General features: G+C 71.7%; 18 protein-coding genes. 4 read left to right on the top strand and 14 right to left on the bottom strand.

The window, feature by feature from the left end; all coding sequences use genetic code 11:
* Nucleotides 1-65: 65 nt before the first annotated feature.
* The 10 genes from TR48_RS03890 to TR48_RS03845 all read right to left on the bottom strand — a co-directional run bounded on the left by TR48_RS03890 (nucleotide 66) and on the right by TR48_RS03845 (nucleotide 10,878).
* Entirely contained in the window at nucleotides 66-827 is a 762-nt protein-coding gene (locus tag TR48_RS03890) for a YebC/PmpR family DNA-binding transcriptional regulator (protein WP_042364389.1), read from the bottom strand.
* Nucleotides 828-884: 57 nt separating this feature from the next.
* Nucleotides 885-1,511: a pyridoxal 5'-phosphate synthase glutaminase subunit PdxT gene (pdxT, locus tag TR48_RS03885; protein ID WP_042364388.1), complete on the bottom strand. Its 627-nt coding sequence runs from the start codon at nucleotides 1,509-1,511 to the stop codon at nucleotides 885-887.
* 87 nt (nucleotides 1,512-1,598) lie between these two features.
* Entirely contained in the window at nucleotides 1,599-2,513 is a 915-nt protein-coding gene (pdxS, locus tag TR48_RS03880) for a pyridoxal 5'-phosphate synthase lyase subunit PdxS (RefSeq protein WP_042364387.1), read from the bottom strand.
* Between the two features lie 167 nt (nucleotides 2,514-2,680).
* Nucleotides 2,681-3,640 (bottom strand): ABC transporter permease, encoded by a 960-nt coding sequence (locus tag TR48_RS03875; protein WP_042364386.1) that lies wholly within the window; start codon nucleotides 3,638-3,640, stop codon nucleotides 2,681-2,683.
* 15 nt (nucleotides 3,641-3,655) lie between these two features.
* Nucleotides 3,656-4,669: an ABC transporter permease gene (locus tag TR48_RS03870; protein WP_084728745.1), complete on the bottom strand. Its 1,014-nt coding sequence runs from the start codon at nucleotides 4,667-4,669 to the stop codon at nucleotides 3,656-3,658.
* Entirely contained in the window at nucleotides 4,666-5,775 is a 1,110-nt protein-coding gene (locus TR48_RS03865; RefSeq protein WP_084728744.1) for an ABC transporter ATP-binding protein, read from the bottom strand. The genes TR48_RS03870 and TR48_RS03865 overlap by 4 nt, the downstream gene beginning before the upstream one ends.
* Nucleotides 5,772-6,857: an ABC transporter ATP-binding protein gene (locus tag TR48_RS03860; protein ID WP_084728743.1), complete on the bottom strand. Its 1,086-nt coding sequence runs from the start codon at nucleotides 6,855-6,857 to the stop codon at nucleotides 5,772-5,774. Before TR48_RS03860 ends, TR48_RS03865 begins: the two co-directional genes overlap by 4 nt.
* 159 nt (nucleotides 6,858-7,016) lie before the next feature.
* Entirely contained in the window at nucleotides 7,017-8,858 is a 1,842-nt protein-coding gene (locus TR48_RS03855; protein ID WP_052442380.1) for an ABC transporter substrate-binding protein, read from the bottom strand.
* Nucleotides 8,859-9,100: 242 nt separating this feature from the next.
* Nucleotides 9,101-9,640 (bottom strand): hypothetical protein, encoded by a 540-nt coding sequence (locus TR48_RS03850; RefSeq protein ID WP_042364385.1) that lies wholly within the window; start codon nucleotides 9,638-9,640, stop codon nucleotides 9,101-9,103.
* An 11-nt stretch (nucleotides 9,641-9,651) separates the two neighbouring features.
* Nucleotides 9,652-10,878: a citrate synthase gene (locus TR48_RS03845; protein ID WP_042364384.1), complete on the bottom strand. Its 1,227-nt coding sequence runs from the start codon at nucleotides 10,876-10,878 to the stop codon at nucleotides 9,652-9,654.
* Nucleotides 10,879-10,976: 98 nt separating this feature from the next.
* Between TR48_RS03845 and TR48_RS03840 the strand changes: the two genes are divergently transcribed.
* Nucleotides 10,977-11,978 (top strand): DUF2332 domain-containing protein, encoded by a 1,002-nt coding sequence (locus TR48_RS03840; RefSeq protein WP_042364383.1) that lies wholly within the window; start codon nucleotides 10,977-10,979, stop codon nucleotides 11,976-11,978.
* 243 nt (nucleotides 11,979-12,221) lie between these two features.
* Here TR48_RS03840 and TR48_RS03835 read toward each other — a convergent pair whose 3' ends face one another.
* The 3 genes from TR48_RS03835 to pgsA are packed head-to-tail and all read right to left on the bottom strand — an operon-like array spanning nucleotide 12,222 to nucleotide 14,991.
* The gene (locus TR48_RS03835; RefSeq protein ID WP_042364382.1) at nucleotides 12,222-13,385 is read right to left on the bottom strand and encodes a glycosyltransferase family 4 protein; all 1,164 of its coding nucleotides are present in this window, start codon (nucleotides 13,383-13,385) and stop codon (nucleotides 12,222-12,224) included.
* Nucleotides 13,382-14,326, bottom strand: coding sequence for a phosphatidylinositol mannoside acyltransferase (locus tag TR48_RS03830; RefSeq protein ID WP_042364381.1), 945 nt, complete (start codon nucleotides 14,324-14,326; stop codon nucleotides 13,382-13,384). Before TR48_RS03830 ends, TR48_RS03835 begins: the two co-directional genes overlap by 4 nt.
* Nucleotides 14,323-14,991, bottom strand: coding sequence for a phosphatidylinositol phosphate synthase (gene pgsA / locus TR48_RS03825; RefSeq protein WP_042364380.1), 669 nt, complete (start codon nucleotides 14,989-14,991; stop codon nucleotides 14,323-14,325). Before pgsA ends, TR48_RS03830 begins: the two co-directional genes overlap by 4 nt.
* A 257-nt stretch (nucleotides 14,992-15,248) precedes the next feature.
* Between pgsA and TR48_RS03820 the strand changes: the two genes are divergently transcribed.
* Together TR48_RS03820 and TR48_RS39995 are read left to right on the top strand one after the other, a co-directional pair.
* Nucleotides 15,249-17,399, top strand: coding sequence for an elongation factor G-like protein EF-G2 (locus tag TR48_RS03820; protein WP_042364379.1), 2,151 nt, complete (start codon nucleotides 15,249-15,251; stop codon nucleotides 17,397-17,399).
* 108 nt (nucleotides 17,400-17,507) lie between these two features.
* A complete protein-coding gene (locus TR48_RS39995; RefSeq protein WP_236651998.1) occupies nucleotides 17,508-17,669 on the top strand; it encodes a histidine phosphatase family protein in 162 nt (53 codons plus the stop codon).
* A 15-nt stretch (nucleotides 17,670-17,684) separates the two neighbouring features.
* On the opposite strand, the gene TR48_RS03815 is transcribed toward TR48_RS39995, so the two are convergent.
* Nucleotides 17,685-18,068 (bottom strand): thiol-disulfide oxidoreductase DCC family protein, encoded by a 384-nt coding sequence (locus TR48_RS03815; RefSeq protein WP_042364378.1) that lies wholly within the window; start codon nucleotides 18,066-18,068, stop codon nucleotides 17,685-17,687.
* A 122-nt stretch (nucleotides 18,069-18,190) separates the two neighbouring features.
* Here TR48_RS03815 and TR48_RS03810 point away from each other — a divergent pair, with 122 nt between their 5' ends.
* Nucleotides 18,191-19,825: an AbeC-like domain-containing protein gene (locus tag TR48_RS03810; RefSeq protein WP_042364377.1), complete on the top strand. Its 1,635-nt coding sequence runs from the start codon at nucleotides 18,191-18,193 to the stop codon at nucleotides 19,823-19,825.
* Nucleotide 19,826: the final 1 nt, after the last annotated feature.

Genomic DNA, 19,826 nt, shown 5'->3' with positions numbered 1-19,826 from the left:
CGCGCCCAGCCACCCAGTCACGTAGGCGATGGCTGCTCGCGCAGTTCCCCGCGCCCCTGGGGGACTCAGTCCTCGGCGTCGAGCTCCGCCTCGACCTCGGGGGTGAGGTCGAAGTTGGCGAAGACGTTCTGGACGTCGTCGCTGTCCTCGAGCGCGTCGATCAGCTTGAAGATCTTGCGCGCGCCGTCCGCGTCCAGCTGGACCTGGACGGAGGGGACGAAGTTCGCCTCGGCCGAGTCGTAGTCGATGCCCGCGTCCTGCAGCGCCGTGCGGACCGCGACCATGTCGCTGGCCTCGGTCTGGATCTCGAAGCTGTCGCCGAGGTCGTTGACCTCCTCCGCGCCCACCTCGAGGGTGACCTCCATGATCGTGTCCTCGTCGACCTTGTCGGCCTTCGGCACGATGATGACGCCCTTGCGGGAGAACATGTACGACACCGAGCCAGGGTCGGCCATGGAGCCGCCGTTGCGGGTCATCGCGACGCGCACGTCGGACGCGGCGCGGTTGCGGTTGTCGGTGAGGCACTCGATCAGCACCGCCACGCCGTTCGGGCCGTAGCCCTCGTACATGATGGTGGAGTAGTCGGCGCCGCCGGCCTCCGCGCCGGAGCCGCGCTTGACGGCGCGGTCGATGTTGTCGTTGGGGACCGAGCTCTTCTTCGCCTTCTGGATGGCGTCGTAGAGCGTCGGGTTACCGGTGGGGTCTCCACCGCCGGTGCGGGCCGCCACCTCGATGTTCTTGATCATCTTGGCGAAGAGCTTGCCGCGCTTCGCGTCGATGACGGCCTTCTTGTGCTTGGTGGTAGCCCACTTGGAGTGGCCGGACATCGAGTTGCTCCTTAGAACAGGCCCAGGTGGAAGTGAACGAACGAAGAGATCTTACCGTCACCCGCCGTGACGGGCGGCCCGGACCATCTCCACGAAGTAGGCGTGCACGCGGTGGTCGCCGGTGAGCTCCGGGTGGAACGAGGTGGCGAGCAGGTTGCCCTGACGGACCGCCACGATGTGCTCGTCCGCCGTGTCGGCGTACAGCGAGGCCAGCACCTCGACGTCGGCGCCGACCGACTCGACCCAGGGGGCGCGGATGAAGACGCCGTGGACGTCACCGTCCTCCTCCAGGCCCTTGAACGCGACGCCCTGCTCGAAGGACTCGTTCTGGCGGCCGAAGGCGTTACGGCGGACGACCATGTCGATGCCGCCGACCGTCTCCTGGTCGTCGCGGCCGTCGAGGATCTTGTCGGCCAGCATGATCATGCCCGCGCAGGTGCCGTAGACGGGCATACCAGCCGCGACGCGGGCCCGCAGCGGCTCCATCACGCCGAAGAGCAGGGCGAGCTTGGACATGGTGGTGGACTCGCCGCCGGGGATGACGAGGGCGTCGATCTCCGCCAGCTCCTCGGGCCGGCGGACCGGGCGGGCGACCGCGTCGGCCTCGGCGAGGGCGATCAGGTGCTCACGCACGTCGCCCTGGAGGGCGAGGACGCCGATGACGGGAGTGGAGCTGGACGACACGAGAGGACCTCTTCAATGGACGAACGGACGAACGGGAGGAGCCCCGGTCCTGGAAGGGCCGGGGCTACCACGCGCGAAGAACCGGGACTACCAGCCGCGGTTGGCGTAGCGCTCGGTCTCCGGCAGGGTGTCGCAGTTGATGCCGACCATGGCCTCGCCCAGGTTGCGGGAGGCGTCGGCGATGATCTTCGGGTCGTCGTAGAAGGTGGTGGCCTTCACGATGGCGGCGGCGCGCTTGGCCGGGTCGCCCGACTTGAAGATGCCGGAGCCGACGAAGACGCCCTCGGCGCCCAGCTGGCGCATCAGCGCGGCGTCGGCCGGGGTGGCCACGCCACCGGCGGAGAAGAGCACGACGGGGAGCTTGCCCAGCTCGGCGACCTCGGCGACGAGCTCGTAGGGGGCGCGCAGCTCCTTGGCCGCGGCGTAGAGCTCGTTGTTGTCATAGCCGCGCAGCTTGGCGATCTCGCCCTTGATCTGGCGCAGGTGGCGGACGGCCTCGACGACGTTGCCGGTGCCGGCCTCACCCTTCGAGCGGATCATGGCCGCACCCTCGGCGATGCGGCGCAGGGCCTCGCCCAGGTTGGTGGCGCCGCAGACGAAGGGGGTGGTGAAGGCCCACTTGTCGGAGTGGTTGACCTCGTCGGCCGGGGTCAGCACCTCGGACTCGTCGATGTAGTCGACGCCGAGGGCCTGCAGCACCTGGGCCTCGACGAAGTGGCCGATGCGCGACTTGGCCATGACCGGGATGGACACGGCGTTGATGATGCCCTCGATCATGTCCGGGTCGGACATGCGGGCCACGCCGCCGTCCTTGCGGATGTCGGCGGGGACGCGCTCGAGGGCCATGACGGCCACGGCACCGGCGTCCTCGGCGATCTTCGCCTGCTCCGGGGTGACCACGTCCATGATCACACCGCCCTTGAGCTGCTCGGCCATGCCGCGCTTGACGCGGGCGGTGCCGACCGCAGGCTGGTCGGAGGTGGAGGGGGTGTTGGTGGACACGAATGACCTCACTGAAGACGCGGATTCGGTGCGATAAGCCCAATGGTAGGCGTGTACCGACCTTATCCGATGCTCCACCCGGTCCAGCCGGACGCCACCGATCGCGCCGATTCGTAGCACCTCGCAGGCCGGTTCGTGTGCCTCCGCTCCCCCTCCCGCCCCCCCGCTCAGCCGAGGCGGACGCGTGGGTCGAGGACCGCGTACAGCAGGTCCACCACGATGTTGGCGACGACGATGAACACCGCGGCCAGCAGCACCGTGGCGATGACGACGGGCTGGTCCTGCCGGGTGACCGAGCTCACGGCCAGTTCTCCGAGGCCGGGCAGGCCGAACAGCCGCTCGGTCACGATGGCCCCGCCGAGCAGCCCGGCGAGGTCGATGCCGAACTGGGTGACCACCGGCGTCAGCGCGGCCCGCAGCGCGTGCCGGATGGTGACCCGGCTGCGGGCGACGCCCTTGGAGCGGGCGGTGCGGATGTAGTCCTCCCCCAGCACCTCGAGCATCTGGTTGCGGGTGAGCCGCACATAGGTCGCCGCGGTGATGAAGGCGAGCGCGAACCACGGCAGGAGCAGGTGGTGGGCCCACTCGAGCGGGTCGCTGGTGATGCCCACGTATCCCGAGGGCGGGAACCAGGCCAGCCCCGCCGTGGTGAGCTTGAAGAAGAGGAAGTACAGCAACAGGATGCCGATCAGGAACGACGGCATCGACAGCCCGATCAGCGCGAAGATCGTCCCGGCCCGGTCCAGCAGGCTGCGCGGGCGCACGGCGGAGACGACGCCGATGGCGACGCCCCCGACCAGCCAGAGCACGGCGGCGCCGATCGCGAGCGAGGCGGTGATCGGCAGCGCGTTGCCGATCAGCGTGGAGACCGGCTGGGAGTTGTAGTACGAGTAGCCGAGGTCGCCGTGGAGCAGACGGTCGAGGAAGTGCCAGTACTGCACCGGCAGCGGCTGGTTGAGGCCCAGTTGCTTGGTGATCAGCTCGACCTGGCTCTGGGTGCAGAGACGGCCGCAGATCATCCGCGGCACGTTGGACGGCGCCACGTAGAACAGCCCGAAGGTGAACAGGCTGATCAGCCAGAGCACCAGGACGCCGGAGAGGACCCGGCGGACGAGGAACCGCAACATCGACGAGCCTCCCGCTCAGTCCTGGAACAGGCGCTCGGCGCGCGGGTCGAGCGCGTCGCGCACCCCGTCGCCGAGCAGGTTGAAGGCCAGCGTCGTCAGCAGCAGCGCCAGGCCGGGGAAGAGCGGGAACCACCAGGCGACCTGGTAGAAGTCCAGCGAGTCGCTCAGCATGTTGCCCCAGGTCGGCGACGGCGGGACGACGCCGAGGCCGAGGAAGGACAGCGTGGCCTCGAAGACGATCGCGATCGGGATCAGCAGCGTGGTGTAGACGATCACGGGCGCGAGCAGGTTGGGCAGCACGTCCACGAACATGATCCGCAGGTCGTTGGCGCCGAGCGAGCGGGCCGCCTCGATGTACTCCTTCTCCCGGATCGAGAGCGTCTGCCCGCGCACGATGCGGCCGACCGCCGCCCAGGAGAAGAAGGCGATCACGAACACCGAGATGGCGAGGCTGGAGCCGAAGATCGACACCAGCGCGATCGCGAAGAGCAGGAACGGGAACGAGAGCACCAGGTCCATCACCCGCGACAGCACGGTGTCCACGGCGGAGCCGAAGTAGCCGGCCACCAGGCCGACCAGGACGCCCATGGCCACCGCCAGCAGCGTGGACACCACGCCGACCAGCAGCGATACCTGGCTGCCGTACAGGACGCGGACCAGGATGTCGCGGCCGAGGTTGTCGGTGCCGAGCAGGTGGCGGCCGCTCGGGCCGACCGGGAGGCCGTCCACCGTCAGGCCCTGGGTGCGGTCCTGGTCGGTGGGGCTCCAGCCGATCCAGTGCGCGAGCAGCGGGGCGGAGACGGAGAGCAGCGCGAGAAGCAGGATGAAGGCCAGCGAGATCATCGCGGCCCGGTCCCTGCGCACGTGGATCCAGGCGAGCTGCCAGGGGCTGCGGCCCTCGATGTCGGCGGCCCCAGGCCGGGGCGCGGCTGCGGCGGGCGGCTCGGCGAGGGCCAGGCCGGCGCCGTCGAGGGCAGGGGTGCGGTCGGCGGGCTCGGGGGCGCCGCCGGGGGTCGGGTCTGCGCTCATTCGGCCCGCTCCTCCTCGGGAATGGTCGCGGTGACGCGGGTGAGGTCCTCTCCCGGCGCCACCGGGAAGTGACAGGCCGTCAGGTGTGAGTCGGGATCGCCCGCACGGGCGACCAGCGGCGGGGTCTGCTCCACGCAGATCTCCTGCGCCTTGGGACAGCGCGGATGGAACCGGCAGCCGGTGGGCGGCGCGATCGGGGACGGCACGTCCCCGGTGAGCACGATCCGCTGCCGGGCCGCCGCCTGGTCGGGGTCGGCGACCGACGCCGCCGAGAGCAGGGCGTTGGTGTACGGGTGACGTGGTCGGCCGTGCAGTTCCTCGGACCCGGCCAGTTCGACGACCTGCCCCAGGTACATCACCGCGATCCGGTCGCTGACGTGCCGCACCACGGACAGGTCGTGGCTGATGAACACGTAGGTCAGCCCGAACTCCCGCTGGAGGTCCTCCAGCAGGTTGAGGATCTGCGCCTGGATCGACACGTCCAGCGCGGAGACCGGCTCGTCGGCGACGATCAGGCTGGGCTTGAGCGCGAGCGCCCGCGCGACGCCGATGCGCTGGCGCTGGCCGCCGGAGAACTCGGCGGGGAACCGGTTGTAGTGCTCGGGGTTGAGCCCGACCAGCTCCATCAGCTCCTGGACCTTGGGCTTGCGCTCGTCCCGTGCCCCCTCGCCGTGGATGGCGAAGGGGTCGCCGATGATCGAGCCGACCCGGCGGCGCGGGTTGAGCGAGCCGTACGGGTCCTGGAAGATCATCTGCATCCGGCGCCGGAACGGGCGCACCTGGGACCGGCTGAGTCCGGTGATGTCCTGGCCCTCGAACAGCAGCGTCCCGGACGTCAGCGGGTGCAGCTTGGTGATGCACCGGGCCAGGGTCGACTTGCCGCACCCGGTCTCGCCGACCAGGCCCAGCGTCTCGCCGCGGCGGACCGTGAGGGACACGCCCTCGACGGCGTGGACGCGGCCCGCCTCGCGCTTGAAGACGATGCCCTGCCTGATCGGGAAGTACTTGACCGCCTCCCGGACCTCGACCAGCGGCCCGGTCGCCGCCGACTCGGCCGTCGGGGGCTGCCCCACCTCGGCGCCGCCGCTCGTGCTGTCGGTGCTCATGCCGCGCCTTCCTCGACTGCTGCGTCCTGGCCCGTGCTCTGTCCCGGCACGCGTTCCACCGTGCGTCCGGCGGCGCCGGCGTCCTGCCGGGCCCGCTTCATCTCCTCGGTCGTGCCGAGCAGACGGCCCGGCAGCCAGCAGGCGGAGGCGTGCCGGACTCCGTCTTCGACGGGGACCAGCTCGGGCTGCTCGCGGGTGCAACGGTCCATGGCGAACTCGCAGCGCGGGTGGAAGGCGCAGCCGGAGGGCAGGCGGATCAGGCTCGGCGGCTGGCCGGGGATCGGGCGCAGCCGGGCGCCGGCCGCGCCGGAGGACGGGATCGACTCCAACAGGCCGTTGGTGTAGGGGTGGTGGGCGCGGTAGTAGAGCCCGCGCCGGTCCGCGCGCTCGGCGGCGCGGCCCGCGTACATGACCATGACCTCGTCCGCGAGACCGGCGATGACGCCGAGATCGTGCGTGATCATGATCAGCGCCATCCCGTTCTCCTGCTGCAACCGCAGCAGCAGGTCCAGGATCTGGGCCTGCACGGTGGCGTCGAGGGCGGTGGTGGGCTCGTCCGCGATCACGAGCTTCGGATCCAGCGCCAACGCCATGGCGATGAGCGCGCGTTGGCGCATGCCGCCGGAGAACTGGTGCGGGTAGTCGTCGATGCGCTGAGCGGGGTGCGGGATGCCGACCAGGCCGAGCAGGTCGACGGCGCGCCTGCGGGCCACCGCCCGGTTCACCGGCTCGTGGGCGCGGATCATCTCCACGATCTGCCAACCCACCTTGTAGAGCGGGTGCAGGCTGGAGAGCGGGTCCTGGAAGATCGCCGCGATCTTCGCGCCGCGCACCGCGCGGAACTCGTCCTCGCTCACGGAGAGCAGGTCCTCGCCCTCGAAGCGGGCGGTGCCGCGGACGCGTGCGCCGGTCGTCAGGCCGAGCAGCGTCTGGGTGCAGACGCTCTTGCCCGAACCGGACTCGCCGACGATGCCCAGGGTGCGGCCGGCATCGAGTTCGAAGGAGACCCCTCGCACCGCCTGGACGTCGCCGTCGGTGGTGCGGAAGGAGACATGGAGGTCGGAGACCTCGAGAAGGCTCATGGCGCCTCGCAGCTCATGAACGGGCGAGGGGGGCTCGCGCCCCCGGCCCGTTGGGGCGTGGGGACATGCGGGACCCCGCCGGCACGGGGTCGCCGTGCCGGACGGGGTGGGGCCACGGTGCCGTCGGCTTCGAGGAGCCGACGGCGCGTCAGCTGCGGCTCAGCTGCCGGGCGAGAGCCAGACCTCGGTGACGTCGTAGTTCTGCGAGAACAGCTCGAAGATCGCGTTGTGGACCCGGCTGGACCGGAACATCGCGTCGTTCTGCGTCTCGAACGGGATGATCGCCGCGTCCTTCATGACCTGCTGGTCGGCCTGGTGCCACAGCGACTCGGCCGTGGCCTGGTCGGGCGCGGTCATGGCCTGGTCGAGCAGGGCGTTGAAGGCCGGACTGTTGTAGTCGCCCCAGTCGGTCGAGCCGGGGCCGTAGTTGCGGCCGTCGAAGAGCGGCTCGAGGTTGGCGCGGCCGTTGTTGCCGAACCAGTCCGGCACCCAGCCAGGCTCGGTGATGTCCCAGCTGCCCGCCTTCGCGGCGCTCGGCAGGTTCAGGTACTTGCCGTAGTAGTCGCCCTGCGAGACCGGGACGATCTGCGTGGTGACGCCGCAGGCCTTGAAGTCCGCCTGGACGGACTGGGCCACGGCCGGGTGCTTGCCGGCGTTGCGGGCCAGGTCCTTGAGCACCAGACCGTTGGGGTAACCGGCTGCGGCCAGCATCGACTTGCACTTGGCCGGGTCGCCCTTGCTGCCCGGGGTCGGGTACGCGTCGTACTTCTCGTAGCCGAGGCTGCCCGGCGGGATGGCCTGGCCCAGGGGGGTGTTGAGCGTGGGGCCGCCGTAGATCTGGCCGATCGCGACCTTGTCGACCGCGTACTCCAGCGCCTGACGCACCGCCACCTTGCCGAGCGCGCCCTGGTTGCTCGGACTCTGCTCGTTGAAGACCAGGAACGGGTTGGTGCTGCCGGAGGGGTAGACGCCCAGCCGCGGGTCCTTGGTGGCCTTCAGCGCCGGCACGGAGGCGGTCGGCACGGTGGTGTCCCACTGCATGTCGGCGGTGCCCGCCTGGAGCTGCTGCTGCACCGGGCCCTCGTCCTGGCCCTCGGTGACGGTGATGTGGTCGACGTAGGCGTCGCGGGCCGGGTCGGACGCCTTGGTCCAGGCCGGGTTCCGGTCCAGCTTGATCGACTGGTTGGCGGTGTACGACGTGATGGCGTACGGACCGTCGGAGATCGTGTGCGAGCGGAAGTTGGCGTCGTCCGGGAGGTAGTTCAGGTACTCCACGGGCGCCGGCGACGAGAACGGCATCGCCAGGATGTTCAGGAAGTCGTTGGCCTTCTTCACCAGCGTGAACTGGACGGTCGTGGCGTCCACGGCCTTGATGCCGGAGATGTCGTGGCCGTCGATGTAGGCCTTGATCGCCGGGATGGTCGGGCTGACCTTGGCGAAACCGTCGCAGTACTGCTGGAAGCCGGCGATGACGCCCTCGTAGTAGCCCGGCGCGCCGACCGCGTTGGGCGTCGGGTTGCACAGCCGCTTCATGCCCAGGACCTCGTCCTGGGCGGTGACCGCGCGGGCCGGGGAGGTGTCCCACATCGCATCCGGGCGCAGGTGGACCGTGTAGGTGAGGCCGTCCGCGCTGATCCCGTTGTTGGCGGTGGTCGGAATCTCGGTGGCCAGGTCCGGGACGATCGTGGTGGACTTGGTCGGGTCCGTCGACGCCGGGTAGGTGAACAGCTGTCGGGTGTAGGCGCGTTCGAGGGTGTACGTGGCCGTGTAGTAGCCGCTGGCGGTGTCGAGGTGGTCGACGTCTCCGCTGCCGATCAGCTTGAGCGTGCCGCCCTTGACCGGCTGACCCGTGGCGTTGATGTTGGCCGCGTTGTCGGAGGAGGTCCCCTGGCTGGGACCGGGCGCGGGTTTTCCGGAGGAACAGCCGGCGGCCGCGAGTGCGACGGTCGTCAGCATGGCGCCCAGCGCCAGGGTGCGGGTTCTTCGGGGTGTGCGTGGCATGTGGAGCGCCTCCTGCGATCGAGGTACGAGGTTCGATGCACAAGTGGCGCCGTGGGGGCGTCAGGCGCCGAACCACGGGCAGGCGGAGGCGCACCCCTGGGTCGAGCCGCCGCTCGGAGTCCACGACGTCGCGGTGCCGGGTGAGGCACCGTCAGTAATTTCCGGGCGACGGGGCGTTCTGTCCACAGGGCGGACGTCATCGACCTGATGTCGTTATCAGATCGCCACCGATTGTCACCCCTTCAGGTGCGTACTGCTTCGAGTGTGCGCGGCGGCTCGTCGTCCATCTCGAAGGCCAACGGGAAGGGCGCGCGACCCGCCAGGCGGAACAGCCGGACGATCCGGTGCCGCCGCACCGCGCGCGCCGCGCGTACCGAGTCGTTGTGGAACCGCCGTGCCATCGGCACCCGTCGCACGGCCTCGCCCAGCTCCACGAGCGCCTCCGCGCCGCCGGGCAGCGCGGCCAGCGCCTCCAGTTGCTCCTGCTCCGCGAAGACGGCGCGCAGCGCCTGCGAGAGCTCGCTCTCGGCGACCTCCCGGGCGTCCTCCTGCGCGGTCCGCGCGGCGTGCGCGGCCTGGTAGAGCAGGATCGACGCGGCCGGGTCCAGCATCGTCGACGTCCCCAGCTCCAGCGCACCGGAGGCGCGCCGCAGCAGCGCCGCGTCCAACGCGGCCCGCGCCGCGTCGATCCGCGCGTGCAGCCGATCGAGACGCCCGGCGGTCCAGCTCAGGTACAGCCCGAAGGCGAGGACGACGACGCCGATCCAGATCCATGTGCTCACAGGGGGTGACCCTATCGGGCACGCCGGGGCTGGAGAGCCGCTGCACCGGCTCCGGGCCGCGGGCCGGTGTAGAGGCCGGCTGGCCGGTGGCGGAGGGGCGGGGCCGCGTACTCCTCCAGGGCGTGGGCGATCCAGCCGACCGTGCGCGCCAGCGCGAAGATCGCCTCCTCCGCGTCCAGGGGGAAGGCGCAGAGCTCGGCGAGGAGGGCCAGGGCGAGGTCGCTGTTCGGGAACGCGCCGAAGCGGTCCGCCGCGACCTGGACCAGCTCGGCGGTGACGCCGCGCAGCCCGCGCGGGTCCGGGAGCGGGTCGAGCAGGCGCAGCAGCGTCTCCGCCCGGGGGTCGCGCGTGCGGTAGAGGACGTGGCCGAAGCCCGGGACGGAGCCCGTCTCGCGCAGGGTCGCCGCCAGCGCGGTGACGGGGTCGGTCTCGTGCGCGCGCACGAGCACACGGCGGGCCAGCGCCCCCGCGCCGCCGTGGAGCGGGCCGTCGAGGACGGCGAGGCCTGCGGTGACCACGGCGTACGGATTGGCCCGGGTGGACGCGGCGAGCCGGGCCGCGTAGGTGGAGGTGGCGATGTCGTGGTCGGCCAACAGGGTCAACGCCGCGTCCAACGCCCGCAGCGCCTCCGCGCTCGGCGCGTCCGCGCTCAGCCGCGCCCAGAGGCGCTCGGCCACCGACTCCCCCGTGGCCGCGCTCCGCTCCGGCACGGCGGCGAGCAGCGCGCCGATCAGCGCGCGGCCCGTGGCGGCGACGCTCTCCGGCCGCAGGTCGAGACTGAGCGGATCGGCCACGGACGCGGCCAGCACGGCGGCCTTGAAACGGTCGACCACCCGTGCCGAGGCGGGCAGCGCGTCGGCGCAGGCCCGCACCGCCTCCCGCAGCCCGGGGCGCAGCGGGGCGAACCGCGCCTCGGGCTCGTCCCGGCCGGTCCACAGCCACACCGCCGTCGCCTCGAAGGTCCCCCGCTCGGCGAGCCCGGCCGCGTCGCGACCGCGGAAGAACAGCCGGTCGTCCTCCAGCAGGGTCAGCTCGGTGCGGATGGCGGGCGCGGCCCCGGCCGCACCGCCGCGGCCCACGGCGCCGCGGTCGGCGAGGGCGTCCACGTCGGCGGCCGCGAAGAGGCTCCCCTTGCCGTCGGCGGCGCGCACGCGGGTGATCAGCCCACGGCTCACGTACGCGTACAGCGTCTGCGGCTTCACCCCCAGCCGCTCCGCGGCCTGCTGCGTCGTCAGCATTCCCCCACCGGCACCCGGCATGTGCGCCGCCTCCGCTCTTACATTGATTGAGTCGATCAACGTTGACAACTATTGACGACCCGGGCGAGATTGGCAATATGAACGCCGACGAGCTGCAGCAGCTGCGCGAAGAGACCGCCGAGGCCTACCACGTCTTCGGGACGGTGCACACCAAGGACCACTCCCCCGCCTACGAGCGGATCGGCGTGGCCGTCGCCGAGTCGCCGGAGCTGGTGGAGCGCCTGACGGCGCTGCCGCCGATCAAGCGGCAGCCGAACCTGCTGCTGGCCGCCGTGCGCTATCTCGGCGGCCCGGTCGACTCCGGCGACGCGTTCGTCGCCTGGGCGCTGGACCACTGGGAGGAGGTGCGTCCGGTGATCCTGGCGCGTGCCACGCAGACCAACGAGGCGGGCCGCTGCGCGACCCTGCTGCCGCTGCTCGCGTCCCTCCCGCAGCCGCTGGCCCTGATAGAGGTCGGCGCCTCGGCGGGGCTCTGCCTCTACCCGGACCGCTACCGGTACCGCTACGACGGGACCCCCGCGTTCGGCGCAGACGGGAGCCCGGTGACGATCCCCTGCGCGACGACCGGCCCCGTCCCGCTCCCCCGGCCCGACCGCCTGCCGCGGGTCGTCTCCCGCACGGGGGTGGACCTCAACCCGCTGGACCCCGCCGACGCAGACGACGCCCGCTGGCTGGAGAGCCTGGTCTGGCCCGGCCAGCAGGCACGCTTCGACCGGCTCCGGGCCGCGCTCTCCGTCGCCCGCGACGCGTCCGATCCGGCCCGGATCGTGCGCGGCGACCTCAACGCCCGCGTCGCCGAGCTGGTCGCGGCCGCGCCGCAGGGCAGCACGCCGGTGGTCTTCCACACCTCGGTGCTCTGCTACCTGCCGTCCGAGGCCCGCCACGCCTTCACCACCACGGTCCGGGACCTGCCCTGCCGCTGGATCTCCAACGAGGCCCCCGACGTCCTGACGGACATCGACGCACGCCTCCCCTATCCGGCTCCGACCGAACGCGGCGTCAACATCCTCGCCCTTGACGGCAAGCCCGTCGCCTTCACCGGCCCCCACGGCGAACGCCTCGACTGGTTCTCCCACTGAGCAAGTTGCCACCACAACGGGGCGCGAGGCTCTGCTGATGTGCGGCTCCGCAGCGTGACCGCGAGGCAGCCGCAGGCGTCCTTCCCCCCGTCAGTCGCACTCTTCAGGGGCGCGGGGAACTGCGCGAGCAACACCCTGTGCGGAGGGCCCTGTTCGACGAGGACCATCCGCACGCCGGTGGCTTGTCGCGCAGTTCCCCGCGCCCCTGGACGGTGCGGCCGTCTGCGGAAGCAGAGCCTTGGCTCAGTCGCGGGCCAGGCCCAGCTTGGAGCGCCAGCCCGGGGTGGGCTCGGCCTCCGTCACCGCCGCCGCGCCCGTGGCGACGGTTTCGTAGACGGCGAGGATGTCCGCGCCCACCGTGGACCAGTCGAAGCGGCGGACGTGCCGCGCTCCGGTGTCGCGCAGCGCCTCGCGGCGGGCGGGATCGGCGAGAAGGCGGAGGACGGCCTTGGCGAGCGAGTCCGCGTCCTCGACGGGGAAGAGTTCGCCGCTGGAGCCGCCGTCGAGGACCTGCCGGAAGGCGTCGAGATCGGAGGCGACGACCGGCGCTCGCGCCGACAGCGCCTCGACCAGGATGATGCCGAAGCTCTCGCCGCCGGTGTTCGGCGCGACGTAGACGTCCACGCTGCGCAGCAGCCGCGCCTTCTCCTCGTCGGAGACCATGCCGAGGAAGGTGATCCGCTCGCGGATCTCGGCCGGGAGGTCCTTGACGGCCTCCTCCTCGTCGCCCTTGCCGGCGACCAGCAGCCGCGCCTGCGGGCGGGAGGCGAGGATCGTCGGCAGCGCGTCCAGCAGCGTCGGCAGGCCCTTGCGCGGCTCGTTGATGCGGCCGACGAAGCCGATGGTGTCGCCCTGCCACTCGGGGCGCGGCTCCGCGCTCGCGAAGAACTCGACGTCGACGCCGTTGGGGATGACGACCGCGTCGCCGCCGAGGTGCTCGACGAGCGTGGTGCGGGCGTACTCGCTGACCGCGATGCGCGCGGAGATCTTCTCCAGCGCGGGCTGGAGGATCGGGTACGCGGCGATCATCGCGCGCGAGCGCGGGTTCGAGGTGTGGAAGGTCGCCACGATCGGGCCGTTGGCGGCCCAGCAGGCCAGCAGCGAGAGGCTGGGCGTGGCCGGCTCGTGGATGTGCAGGACTTCGAACTTGCCCTCGTGCAGCCAGCGGCGCACCCGCGCGGCGGAGAGGAAGCCGAAGTTCAGCCGGGCCACCGAGCCGTTGTAGGGCACCGGGACGGCACGACCGGCGGAGACGACGTACGGCGGCACCGGGGTCTCGTCGTCGGCGGGGGCGAGCACGGAGACCTCGTGGCCGAGGCCGATCAGGTGCTCGGCCAGGTCGCGGACGTGGAACTGGACGCCGCCGGGGACGTCCCAGGCGTACGGGCAGACGATGCCGATCCTCACGCCTGGGCCTCCACGGGCTGCGCGTCGGAGTCCGGGTCGGCGGGACTGCCCGGCCGGGGCTCGAGGTCGGCCAGCCAGAACCGCTGGAGCATGTGCCAGTCCTCGGCGTGGGCGCGCACGCCCTCGGCCCAGACGTCGGCCATGGCCTGCGTCATCGCGGCCGTCTTCTCGCGGCGGGTGCCCTCCTCGGGGACGAGGACCTCCTCGTGCACGCAGCCGCGCATGGTCTTCGTCTCGTCGTACCAGAGCGTGACCGGCAGCAGCGCGGCGCCGGTCTGCGCGGCCAGCGCGGCCGGACCGGCCGGCATCCGGGTCTTCTCGCCGAGGAACTCGACCTCGATGCCGGAGGCGGAGAGGTCGCGGTCTCCGACGAGGCAGACCAGCCTGCCGGCGCGCAGCCGCTTGGCCAGGGTGGCCATGGTGTGGGCGCCGCCGGTCAGCGGCAGCACCTCCATGCCGAGACCCTCGCGGTAGGCGACGAAGGCGTCGAACAGCTTCTCGGGCTTGAGCCGCTCGGCGACGGTGGTGAACGGGTAGCCGCGCACCACGACCCAGGCGCCGGCCAGGTCCCAGTTGCCCATGTGCGGCAGGGCGAGGATCACGCCGCGCCCGGCGGCGAGGGTGTCGTCGAGGCGCTCGATGTGCTCGGGGGTGAAGGAGCCGCGGATCTTGTCCTTGCTCCACACCGGCATGCGGAAGGACTCGCACCAGTAGCGCAGGTAGGAGCGCATGCCCTCGCGGCTCAGCTCACGGATGCCCGCCTCGTCCAGGTCCGGACGGACCCGGCGCAGATTGGACTCCAGGCGCAGCACGCTCTTGCCCTGCCGCTTCCACGCGGAGTCGGCGATGCGCCGGAACAGCGCGTCGGCGGCCGGCTCGGGCAGGCGTTTCACCAGGCCCCAGCCGGTCGCGTAGGCGAGATAGGTGAGCTGGTCCTTCACTGGGCCTCCCCCTCCGCCGCCGGTGCGGCGTTCAGTGCCACCCACTCCGCCGCCTCGCGGCGGACCGTGAGCACCCGCTGGAACACGGTGATCAGGCTGCCTGCGGCGACCGCCCACAGGGCGACCGGCAGCAGCCATTCGATACCCGGCACGCCGAACTGGTGCAGGCCGGCGAGGCCCGCCGCGACCAGTGTGCCGACCAGCCGCTCGGCGCGCTCGACGACGCCGTTGACGGCACACTTGAGACCGAGGCTCTCGGCGCGGGCTTTGGTGTAGGAGACCACCTGGCCGCTGGCCAGGCAGAACAGCGTCACCGCGCAGAGCATCAGGTTGTCGCCCTTGCCTGCGTACCACATGGCGATGCCGCCGAAGATCGCGCTGTCGGCGACCCGGTCGAGCGTGGAGTCCAGGAACGCGCCCCACGGCCCCGAGCGGCCGGCCTGACGAGCCATGTTGCCGTCGACCAGGTCGGAGAAGACGAAGGCGGTGATGACCAGCGTCCCCCAGAAGAAGCTGCCGCGCGGGAAGAAGACGAGCGCCCCGGCCACCACCCCGGCGGTCCCGACCAGGGTGACCGCGTCCGGGCTGACGCCCATGCGCAGCAGGAACGCCGCGAGAGGGGTGAAGACGCGGGTGAAGAACGCTCGGGCGTATTTGTTGAGCATGGGTCTTCCGACCGCTCCGTTTCAGGCAGGTTCCGGCGGGTGCGCACGCGTCGGCAGCGCGTTGTCCAGGTGAGCGTCATGGTATCGGGCCGACTGCACCTGACCGGCGTATGGACCTGCGGCGAACAGAGTGGGAGGCTCCAAAGTACCGCGGGTGACCTGCGTCACATCAGACGTCCCTCCAGAATCACCGACCGGTTCAACCGACGCGGCCCCGTGGCGTCTCTGCAGCGCGCGTGCGGGAGGAGATCACGAACATGGCTGACAAGGCGAACACAGCCGCAGGAGCCGCCGGCAGGGCACCGGCGGCCGACCGGCCCGAGCAGATTCGGAACGTGGTGCTGGTCGGCCACAGCGGAGCGGGGAAGACGACGATCGCCGAGACCCTCGCCCTGGCCACGGGGGCGATCAACCGGGCCGGCCGGGTGCAGGACGGCACGACCGTCTCCGACTACGACGAGATCGAGCACCGCCAGCAGCGCTCGGTCCAGTTGTCCCTGGTCCCGCTGGAACACGCGGGCTTCAAGATCAACCTCCTGGACACCCCCGGCTACGCCGACTTCACCGGCGAGCTGCGGGCCGGTCTGCGGGCCGCCGACGCCGCGCTCTTCGTCGTCCCGGCGAACGAGGAGATCGACGGCGCGACGCGCGGCCTGTGGGACGAGTGCGCGGCGGTGAACATGCCCCGCGCCCTGCTCGTCACCAAGCTGGACGCGCCCCAGGGCGACTTCGACGCCACCGTCGAGCGCTGCCGCGAGGCGTTCGCCCTCGACGCCCCCGAGACGGTCCTGCCGCTCTACCTGCCGCTGCGCGAGGGCGCGCCCGGTTCCGACGGCGTCCCCGCCGTCACCGGCCTGGTCGGCCTGCTGAGCCGGCACACCTACGACTACGCCAGCGGCAAGCGCGTCGACGCCGAGGCCGGCCCCGAGCTGACCGCGGAGATCGACGCCGCGCGGGAACGGCTGATCGAGGGCGTCATCACCGAGAGCGAGGACGAGACGCTGCTGGACCGCTACCTCGGCGGCGAGACCATCGACACCAAGACCGTCATCGACGACCTGGAGAGCGCGGTCGCCCGCGGTCACTTCCACCCCGTCATCGCGGTCCTCCCGGCGGCGGACGGCTCCAAGGAGGGCGTCGGCACCGCCGAGCTGCTGGAGCTCGTCACCTCGGCGTTCCCCTCCCCCGTCGAGCACGTCACGCCTGTCCACGAGGGCGAGGAGGCGATCGCCTGCGACCCGGCCGGACCGCTGGCCGCGCAGGTCCTGAAGGTCACCAGCGACCCGTACGTCGGCCGGCTCACCCTGTGCCGGATCTTCTCCGGCACGCTCCGGCCCGACGGCCAGGTCCACATGGCCGACGCCGACACCGACGAGCGCGTCGGCGCGCTGTCGTCCCCCTTCGGCAAGACGCTGCGCCCCGTCCCGCAGGCAGTGGCCGGCGACATCGTCTGCGTCGCCAAGCTCAGCCACGGCACGACCGAGGACACCCTGAGCCTCCCCGAGCACCACGTGGGCCTGGACCACTGGGCGCTCCCTGAGCCGCTGCTGCCCGTCGCCATCGCGGCCCACAGCAAGGCCGACGAGGACAAGCTCTCCCAGGGTCTGGCCCGCCTCGCGGCCGAGGACCCGACGCTGCGTCTGGAGCAGAACCCCGAGACCCGCCAGCTGGTCCTGTGGTGCCTCGGCGAGGCCCATGCGGACGTCATGCTGGAGCGCCTGCGCGGGCGGTTCGGCGTCCACATCGACACGGTCGACTACATCGTCCCCTTCCGCGAGACGATCGCCGGTCCGGCGACGGGCCGCGGCCGGCACGTGAAGCAGTCCGGCGGCCACGGGCAGTACGCCATCTGCGAGATCGAGGTCGAGCCGCTGCCGACCGGCGGGGGCTTCGAGTTCGTCGACAAGGTGGTGGGCGGCTCGGTCCCGCGCCAGTTCATCGGCTCCGTCGAGAAGGGCGTCCGCGCGCAGCTGGCGCGCGGCGTGGCGGCGGGCTTCCCGCTCGTCGACGTCCGGGTCACCCTCGTCGACGGCAAGGCCCACTCCGTCGACTCCTCCGACGCCGCGTTCCAGACGGCGGGAGCGCTGGCGCTGCGCGAGGCCGCGGCGGACAACGTGCGACTGCTGGAACCGGTGGCCGAGGTGCACGTGCTCGTCCCCGACGACTACGTGGGCGCCGTCCTCAGCGACCTCTCCGGCCGCAGGGGCCGGGTGCTGGGCACGGAGCCGGTCGGCACGGGCGGCCGCACCGCGGTCCACGCGGAGGTCCCGGAACTCGAGATCGTCCGTTACGCGGTCGACCTCCGCAGCCTCAGCCACGGCGCGGGCTCCTTCACCCGCGCCTACGCCCGCCACGAGACCCTCCCGGACGCGATCTCCACCAAGGTTCTGAAGGCCGCGGCGAAGTAGCACCTTCCCGATCCACCTGCGAGTGGCTCCCCCGGCCCCGGCTGGGGGAGCCACTCGGCGCCGAAGGGCTCGACCGGGCCGACCCGGCGACTCCGCCGAGGGAGTCCGATGGCCGTAGAGATCGTCTACGAGACCCACTGCACGACCACCGACAACGCGGCGGGCATCGCCACCGGCCGGCTCCCGAGCCGCCTCTCGGAGCTGGGCCGCCGTCAGGCCGCGGAGCTGGGACGGCCGGAAAGCCGGGCTCCGGGGCTGGTCCAGGGGTAGCTCCCCGGACCGGCCCTAGCGGGGCGGGAGGGCGCAGGCGGGGGTGCCGCCCGGGAGGCGGTGGCGGTTCAGGGCCACCAGGCGGTAGAGGGCGGCCGTGGCCGCACGCACGCCCGGGAGCAGCATCGCCCCGCCGAGCGCGTTCCACGGCGCGCGGCGGGTCCGCAGCAGGACCTTGGCGACCGCGTCGGCCCCGCCGTAGACGCGGCCGGTCGGGGTGATCCAGAGGACCTCGGTCCGGGCGCGGGCCCGCAGCGCCGGGTCCAGGTCCGCGAACTGGAACGGGACCGAGGCCCACCCCTCCGTGCCCAGCAGGCGCTCGCCGAACAGCAGCGAGGACGTGCAGAACGCGCAGTCGCCGTCGTAGACCAGGACCGGTGTGCCCGCCGAGATGTCCATGAACGCATTCTCGCAGGTCCCTCCGCGAGTGCGTGGGGGCAACCCGCTGACATGGCGTGATCCACAGCGATACCCTGGCAGGGCACGCCCGTTGACACGCGTTCAGGGGAGGAACCGCGACGATGAGCGATGGACCCTTCGGGCCCCAGGTGCTCCGTACCGACCCGTCGCCCAGTTCCGGGGCCACGACCTCCCTGTCGTCCATGGCCTACCGGGACGGCGACTTCAAGCAGTTGATCGATCTGCACCCGGAGACCAAGTCCAAGCCGGGACGGATCAAGCTGCTCTCCCCGAACCTGGGCGAGGCCTTCTGCGAGGCGCTGATCGCCCGCACCCTGGGCGCGAAGCGCAAGCCGATCGTGCCGTCGTACGGCCTCCAACCGCGCATCGTCGTCGAGCACTGCCTCGAGGCGGAGGACGTGCGGCACCAGCGGGACAAGCAGCTGACGCTGGTCGCGGCGGTCTTCGGGCTGCTCTTCCTGCCGGGCACGCTGCTGTGGCTGCTGGTGTTCGAGATCGCCCGCCGCACGCCCGAGAAGAACCGCGAGCTGTACCAGAACATCGGCCTGGGCGTGGTCATGGTGATCGCCGGGCTGCTCGCCTGGCGGCCGCACACCAGCGGGTTCTGGGGGCTCTACCTGCGCGTGATGACGATCGTGCCGCTGGTCGGCTGGTACCTGGCGCGACGGATCTGCCTCAACACGGCGCAGAAGCTGCGCGACCGGTGGAACGGGCTGCTGGAGGGCACCGCCCTCGGGCCGACCGTGCCGGGCGCGGTGCCGAAGGGGCCGGACGACCACAAGGCGGAGAACCAGCGTCAGCGCCTCGCCGAGCTGCTGGCCGAGCAGGACTCCAACATCGGCCACTACGCGGGCTCCAAGGGCATCCTCGGGATAGGCCCGCGCTGGGCCTCCTGGAGTCTGGCGGAGCAGCTGACCCCGGCCGAGGGGCACCAGGAGATCCGGCCGTTCCACAACTTCGACCTGGTCCGCAAGATCGAGGAGCATCTGCACCGGCTCGGGCGCAGCGCGGTCTCCGAGGGCGGCATCCCCGGCGTCCGGGTGGACCACTGGGTGCTGCTACCGGTCGGCGAGGGCGCCGACGAGATCTCCCGGCCCTCGGGCCCGGACATGGACGGCTTCCGGATGCGCCAGGTCTCGGTCGCGGACCTGGCCAACAAGCAGACCTTCGGCGAGGGCCCCCGCCACTACCTGGGGGCCCAGTTCGTGCTCTGGAACGGACAGTTGATCGTCACCTTGATGGCGAACGTCTCCGTCCTGCACGACACCCTGCGCATCGAGGTGACCGGCCACGCGCTCGGGCCGGTCAACCCGCTCTTCGGCAAGAAGGCGGCGCCCCCGGAGAAGACCGTCGCCAAGCGCGGCAAGTTCTGGGAGGAGGTGACGGTCAAGCTGCCGATCGTCAACAACGCCGAGGTGGTCCGCCTCGCCACCCGCGCGCCCTTCACCTGGCCGTGGAGCGCGACGCTGCTCAACTGGCTCGGCGGCTCGGTCAAGCTCCCCGAGCCCTTCGGCATCCGCTCCGCCTGGGCGGGCCGTCCGTGGACCCACCGCTTCATGGCGGACGACGCGATCCGCGTCGCCACCCCGTTCCTCCGTGCCTGCCACGCGGGCGCGATGGAGCTGCTGGCCGACCACGACATCAACCTCGAGCGCTTCCAGGCCCGCTCCGCGATGCTCAGCGGCGAGGTCCAGAACATCCGGCCCTTCAAGGCCGACGTCTACGACGCGGACTGAC

The sequence above is a fragment of the Streptacidiphilus neutrinimicus genome (assembly GCF_000787815.1).
GTDB classification, from domain to species: Bacteria; Actinomycetota; Actinomycetes; order Streptomycetales; family Streptomycetaceae; genus Streptacidiphilus; species Streptacidiphilus neutrinimicus.
This window is presented reverse-complemented; position numbering and strand designations above follow the sequence as displayed.